Source organism: Paenibacillus sp. AR247 (assembly GCF_002968895.1).
GTDB classification, from domain to species: Bacteria; Bacillota; Bacilli; order Paenibacillales; family Paenibacillaceae; genus Paenibacillus_AQ; species Paenibacillus_AQ favisporus.
Window position 1 is genome coordinate 1 of the sequence record NZ_PCZT01000026.1, and the last position, 6,173, is coordinate 6,173.

The 6,173-nt window shown below is 53.3% G+C and carries 5 protein-coding genes and 1 pseudogene; 4 read left to right on the forward strand and 2 right to left on the reverse strand.

The annotated features are described in order from the left end of the window. Positions 1 to 326: pseudogene (locus CPT76_RS34175) on the forward strand (helicase DnaB); the annotation flags it as partial. 31 nt (positions 327 to 357) lie between these two features. Next, a complete protein-coding gene (gene dnaI / locus CPT76_RS34180) occupies positions 358 to 1,311 on the forward strand; it encodes a primosomal protein DnaI (protein WP_105446077.1) in 954 nt (317 codons plus the stop codon). A gap of 139 nt (positions 1,312 to 1,450) precedes the next feature. Here the strand turns inward: dnaI and CPT76_RS34185 are convergent, their stop codons facing one another. Next, positions 1,451 to 1,609: a YqzM family protein gene (locus CPT76_RS34185; RefSeq protein ID WP_089548459.1), complete on the reverse strand. Its 159-nt coding sequence runs from the start codon at positions 1,607 to 1,609 to the stop codon at positions 1,451 to 1,453. A gap of 399 nt (positions 1,610 to 2,008) precedes the next feature. On the opposite strand from CPT76_RS34185, the gene trxA reads away from it, so the two are divergent. Together trxA and uvrC are read left to right on the forward strand one after the other, a co-directional pair. Continuing rightward, positions 2,009 to 2,326 carry a thioredoxin gene (trxA, locus tag CPT76_RS34190; RefSeq protein WP_076174051.1) on the forward strand — a complete coding sequence of 106 codons (318 nt, stop codon included), beginning with the start codon at positions 2,009 to 2,011 and terminating at the stop codon, positions 2,324 to 2,326. Between the two features lie 251 nt (positions 2,327 to 2,577). Further along, a complete protein-coding gene (gene uvrC, locus CPT76_RS34195; protein WP_374954759.1) occupies positions 2,578 to 4,434 on the forward strand; it encodes an excinuclease ABC subunit UvrC in 1,857 nt (618 codons plus the stop codon). On the opposite strand, the gene CPT76_RS34200 is transcribed toward uvrC, so the two are convergent. Next, complete coding sequence (locus CPT76_RS34200) at positions 4,429 to 6,123, reverse strand: CPBP family intramembrane glutamic endopeptidase (RefSeq protein WP_105446078.1); 1,695 nt, start codon at positions 6,121 to 6,123, stop codon at positions 4,429 to 4,431. The genes uvrC and CPT76_RS34200 overlap by 6 nt on opposite strands. Between the last annotated feature and the right edge of the window lie 50 nt (positions 6,124 to 6,173).

The window sequence follows — 6,173 nt, forward strand, 5'->3', positions numbered from 1 at the left end:
CCCTGTTGACCGAAGGCGGGAACGACCAGCGGATCAACCGCAATTTTGTCGAGGCCATCGCCTCCAACATGCTGCTGAAGCAGGTCAACTCCTATGAGAAAGCCGTGGAGTACATCCGCGACCAGTCCAAGGTCAAAGGTAAGCAGGCCGCAGCAGCCGGCGGCGCAAGAACCCGTACATACGGCGGCAAAACGGTGAAGATGAAGCCGGATATCCCGCTGGCCCAGGAAGACGGGCAGGGCGGCGATGTCAGCGAGGAAGAGTTTGAGGAAATGCTGCGTATGGCAGCTGAAATGCAGGCAAGCAAGAAAAAGGGCGGCATATAGAACCGCCTGAAGAGAGGGGAGGACAACCGGCATGGATTCTTTGGGGCAGCTGCTGAAGCAGATGAGAGGGCCATCCTTTATACAGCGGTCGCAGGAGATCGCGGACGAACTGTTAAGGGATCCGGCGGTACGGGAGCTGCGGCAGGAGTATCCGGAGCTGGAAGAATCGCTGCTGCGGATGAACGTGACCCGGCTGTACCAGTTTGCAACCGACCGGCGGCACTGTGACCGCTGCCCGGGGCTCGAGCGGTGCCCGAACGATTTTCAGGGGCATTACAGCAAGCTGGAGGTGGAGGTCGTCAACGGGATTACGGAGCTGGTGGAACGCAAGGTTCCCTGTACCCTGCAGACGGCCAAGCAGCAAGAGGACCAGATCAAGAAGCGGATCCGCAGCTTTTACGTGGACGAGCGTGCATTGAGCGAAGGATATAACGAGGTCGAGATTATGGGCAAGGACCGGAACCGGGCTCCGGCGGTGAATCAGGTATTCCGGTATATCCGGGACGTACGCGAGAACGGTCTGCCGAACAAGGGATTGTATCTGTACGGATCGTTCGGGACCGGCAAAACGTTCCTGATGAGCTATCTCCTCCATGAGCTGGCGATTACCGGTCATACCGGGGTTATCGTGTACATGCCTGATTTTGTGGAGGATCTGAAGGGGATGCTTAGCGATAACGTGAAGCTGAAGGAGACCGTGGAGCTGATGAAGGCATGCGATCTGCTCATTTTTGACGATATCGGCGCCGAAAATTTAAGTCCCTGGGTACGCGACCACGTGCTGGGCTCCATCCTGAATTACCGGATGAACCGCAAGCCGACCTTCTATACGTCGAATTATGCTCTGGACGGCCTGGAAAGGCATCTGAGCTTCACGAACAAAGATGGCGAAGAAGGGCATAAGGGGCAGCGGCTGATGGACCGCATCGCGCCGTTCGTCGATGTCGTGCATTTGCACGGGGAGAATCAGCGCCGCAGACAGTGATAAAGGGCCATTTCAACAGGACCGGGCCAAGCGGCATTTTGCATCATTACCAAATTCACTGTTTTAAGCCAAAAAAACCTGGCCAACCTGTCCAAAAGACAGGTGAAGCCAGGTTTTCTTGTAAGCCCTATGGGGCTAATTAGCCGGAAATAACAAATTTAATGATCACCATGACTGCAAACAGAACGGTCATAAACAGCGCCATTCCGCCAAAGCCATTCATCAGATCCATTAAATCATTGCGCGGCTCTTCGTTCACGTGTTTCCGCGGATCGTTAGCGTGCACGTTTGCATCCATTTGAACAAATGCCTCCTCATCATGGTTTCAGCCTGATGTCAATGAGCCTTCTCATGAACAGAGAAACCCGAGTTAACATTAGTATACCCAAACTTCAAAGAATTTGTAAAGAATATATGGTGAATACTTATAGGGGCAGGGAAGGGTGGCTGAACGGTTAAGGGGCCCGAATTTCGTTTAATCTGTAATTAAGGGTTTCACATTTCTTTACGGAATGTGTTATACTTAAACTGTCCACAAAGACATATCAGTTTAGACGTCCATTTGCGCTCTTGCGATTACGGGGGATACCAAGCCGCATGGCCATTTTTTCGTCCCCTGCGTACAGCCGCTAAACATGGTCTGTCTTCTGTGAAGCAGAATACACCGAATTTTTTTCTTATAAGGAGGAAACCTATTATGGCAATTGTGAATGTATCCGACCAATCCTTTAACGCTGAAATCGAAGGTCAAGGTACGGTTCTGGTAGATTTTTGGGCACCATGGTGCGGTCCTTGCAAAATGATCGCTCCGATTCTGGAAGACCTGGCTAACGAGCTCGGAGACTCCGTGAAAATTGCCAAACTGAACGTGGATGACAATCCGGAAACGGCGTCCCGTTTCGGCGTGATGAGTATCCCGACTTTGATTTTCTTCAAGGACGGTCAACCGGTTGATAAAGTGGTCGGCCTGAACTCCAAAGAAAACCTGAAAAACATCATCGCTAAACACCAATAATTGGTGCATGGCCGATGACAGGCGCCTCCGGATGATTCCGGGGGCGCTTTATTCGTATGCAGGTACGGATCCCTGCCGGAAGACCGAAAACAGGCTGTCGGGATTTTTTGTATATTTACATGCAGTGGCGGGATGCCCCGAAGGTAACCGAATAGGCTATCTTGACGAAACCCCGACTTTTGCCGGGTTATATTGCTGTATTCAGCCGTTTTCTCCTATAATATAAGTACCGGGAGGTGAGCCGATACGGCATGGACGATTTTGCAAAGCAATTACAGGAACAGGAAAAAGCACTGGAGAAGATCCGCAACAAGCTGGCTTTGCTGCCCGATCTGCCCGGTTGTTATTTGATGAAGAATGCCGATGGCAAGATTATTTATGTAGGTAAAGCCAAGGTGCTGAAGAACCGGGTCCGCTCCTATTTTACCGGCAGCCATGACGGCAAGACGCAGCGCCTGGTGGCGGATATCCGGGATTTTGAATATATCGTGACCGGAAGCAACATTGAAGCACTCATTCTTGAATGTAATCTGATCAAAACGCATCAGCCGCGATATAACGTCCTGCTGAAGGACGATAAGACGTTTCCTTATATTAAAATTACCAATGAGCCGCATCCCCGCCTTGAGGTGACCCGCCGCGTGCTCAAGGACAAAGCCAAGTATTTCGGCCCTTATCCGAATGCTTACGCCGCGCAGCAGACGAAAAAGCTGCTGGACCGAATGTACCCGCTGCGCAAATGCGGGGTTATGCCGAAGGAGGTATGCCTGTACTACCATATGGGCCAATGCCTGGCACCTTGCGAGAAGGAAGTCCCTCAGGAGGAGTATGACCGTATTACCCAGGAAATTAATTCTTTTCTGAGTGGCGGACACGAAGAGATTAAGAAGGAGCTCCAGCGCAAGATGCAGGAGGCGGCGGAAGAACTGTATTTTGAACGGGCAAAGGAACTGCGCGACCAGATCCTCAATATTGAAGCGATCATGGAGAAGCAGAAGATTACGACGACGGACACCAAGGACCGCGACGTATTGGGCTTTGCCGTGGATAAAGGCTGGATGTGCGTGCAGATTCTGTATATGCGCCAGGGGAAAATGATTCAGCGTCACGCGTCTGTTTTTCCGTTTTATGGGGAGGCGTACAGCGATTTTATGTCCTTCGTGACGCAGTATTACAGCGACAATCCGGCGCTGCCGAAAGAAATTTTGCTGCCTGACATGCCAAAAGGGGAAGAGGCGGAAGACAGCAGCCGGCCAGAGGATGCCGCGGAATCCATCGATGCCGGCGGCGGCGCAGCATCCCTGCAGGAATGGCTCGGCATCAAGGTGCTGGTGCCCCAGCGGGGGACGAAGCGCCAGCTCGTGGCCATGGCGGAAGAGAATGCCAAGGTCTCACTGGACGAGAAGTTCCGCCTGATCGAACGGGATGAGGAGCGGACGTCCAAGGCCGCCGCGAACCTCGGCCAGTATATTGGCATTGAGTCGCTGCACCGGATCGAGGCGTTCGACAACTCCAACATCCAGGGAACGAATCCGGTATCGGCGATGGTCGTGTTTATCGACGGCAAGCCCGACAAAAAGGAATACCGGAAGTACAAAATCCGTTCGGTTCAGGGACCGGACGATTACGATACGATGCGGGAGGTCGTCCGCAGACGCTACGAGCGCGTGCTCAAGGAAAATTTGGAGCTGCCTGACCTGATTGTCGTGGACGGCGGCAAAGGGCAAATTTCCGCCGCGATCGACGTGCTGCAGAACGAGCTGGGCCTGTTCATTCCGGTGTGCGGTCTGGTCAAGGACGTCAAGCACCGGACCGCGCAGCTGATGGTGGGCGATCCGCCCGAGCCGATTTCGCTGCCGCGCGACAGCCAGGAGTTCTACCTGCTCCAGCGCATCCAGGATGAGGTGCACCGGTTCGCCATCACCTTCCACCGCGAGCAGCGCGGCAAGTCGATGGTGGCATCCAAGCTCGACGCCATCCCTGGCATCGGCGAGAAGCGGCGCAAGCTGCTGCTGAAGCATTTTGGCTCGCTCAAAAAAATAAAGAGGCCCGGATTGAAGACTTCCGGCCTCTCTCGATCGGCGACAAGCTCGCCGGCCAAATTATAGCAGCCCTTCAGGAGGAGGAGTCGTAACATACGGCTTCTCCTTCTTTTTGCCGTAAAACAGGTAAATGACCCAGGCGACGATAAACGGCATGACGCAGGTGACCACGCCCGCCAAAATGTTCGTCAGATCCCCCATGCTGAACAAGCTGAAGCTCATCAGGATGCTGTCGAACACGACGTGGGCGAACATGACCGCGATATAGCCGTGACGCAGGAAGATCAAGCTGAACAGGAGACCGATGAACAGGAGCTCAATCGGCCGGGTGTATATCGGGTAGATCGGGTACAGCGTATGGCCGAAGGCCCAAATCAGCGTCGGAATGACGCAGGCGACAAATGTGTTCCTTACGATTTTCTTCAGCATCGGTATGCCGAACAGGCGGTACACTGCTTCCTCGGAGATGCCGGCCATCCAGGCCATGATCGGCAGCATCCACGGGTACAGCATGTTATACGGGGACTGCGAGGCGTCCGTCGTGGACCAGCTGTGGATCGTCCGGTCCAGGACGAGATAGATCACCGACTGCGCCCCCATCAGGATAAACGCCCACAAATACCCGGTGAACATGCTGTGGAGCACGTAACGCCCGTATCCTGGCTCTTTGGCGCGGGCCCAGGCGTTGTAACCGGCTTTGCGCCATAATCCGTCCCCGCCGACCAGGGAGAAATACAGGAGCACCGTCATCGCTATGCTCAGGATCACCTGAACGACCATGGCCACGATCAGACCGAACTGGGAGAAGCCTTCCGCTTCCAGCACCGGCAGCATGTTATAAGTCGTCAGCAATGAGACAACAAAATAAAACAAGGACAAAAACAGCCCGCGGGTAAAGGATGTGTACCGCCGCGTCAGCGCACTGTAAATAATGGCGAGAATGCCGAGCACGATCGTAAACAGTCCATATCCCAACATGGTCAGCATTGTGGCGCTATTGGTCTGCTTCTCTACATAAGCCGTATGAGCGGATGGGACCGAAAATCCAGGGAGGAAGGAGTGAAGCTCCCCATCCTCAAAAGAAAACTTGAATTCCAGCTGCGATTCTCCAATTTGCGAGGAGGAGTCGGTATAGATCAATCCGGGCTCATCCTTGCCGCTCGATACTTCCAAGGAGCTTGTGTTGTAGCCCAGCTTCTGCAGCCAGGACGAGGCGATTTCCTCTTTATCCTCCAGCGTCATGTTTCCTTCGACAATTCTCAGTTTCTGCTTGCGCATCGTTTCGTTCGTTTCGGCCATCGCGGCCGCATACTTGGAATACGGAGGCGTGATGGAGAATCCGACCACCTTGCCCGTGTTCATATGTACGTCTACATTGACATATCCCTGATCGCTCGACTCGGGCAGCCGGACCCGGAACACGTCATAAGGATACTTCGGTTCGTATTTCTTGTTATATTCCGTAAGAAGCTTCTCTTTGGATAAATAACCGTAAAGGTCCGATTCCGACTGGTACGTGACTAGCGGTTCGGCTGCAATGCCTGTTTGAATATTCAACCGGTCCGAGGCAAACGCTTTGGCGGCTGCTTCCGCCTCCGATTTGCTGATGACCTTGGTCGTTTGCCCTTCCAGCGTCTCCGAGCTCGTCTGCGGAAACACTTGAACGAAAAAGAATAAAATAAGGCCGATGACTCCCAAAATGCCCAGCCATTTATAATTGGCCCTGATTTCCAGCGGCTGGTTTAACCGGTCCATGAAATCCCCCCTTGAATGTGATAAAGATACCATTCCCCCCAATACAGTAC

Bases quoted from the DNA above. Each gene is read 5' to 3' on its own strand.
- dnaI (WP_105446077.1), top strand. From the start codon at position 358: ATGGATTCTTTGGGGCAGCTGCTGAAGCAGATGAGAGGGCCATCCTTT.
- CPT76_RS34185 (WP_089548459.1), bottom strand. From the start codon at position 1,609: ATGGATGCAAACGTGCACGCTAACGATCCGCGGAAACACGTGAACGAA.
- trxA (WP_076174051.1), top strand. From the start codon at position 2,009: ATGGCAATTGTGAATGTATCCGACCAATCCTTTAACGCTGAAATCGAA.
- uvrC (WP_374954759.1), top strand. From the start codon at position 2,578: ATGGACGATTTTGCAAAGCAATTACAGGAACAGGAAAAAGCACTGGAG.
- CPT76_RS34200 (WP_105446078.1), bottom strand. From the start codon at position 6,123: ATGGACCGGTTAAACCAGCCGCTGGAAATCAGGGCCAATTATAAATGG.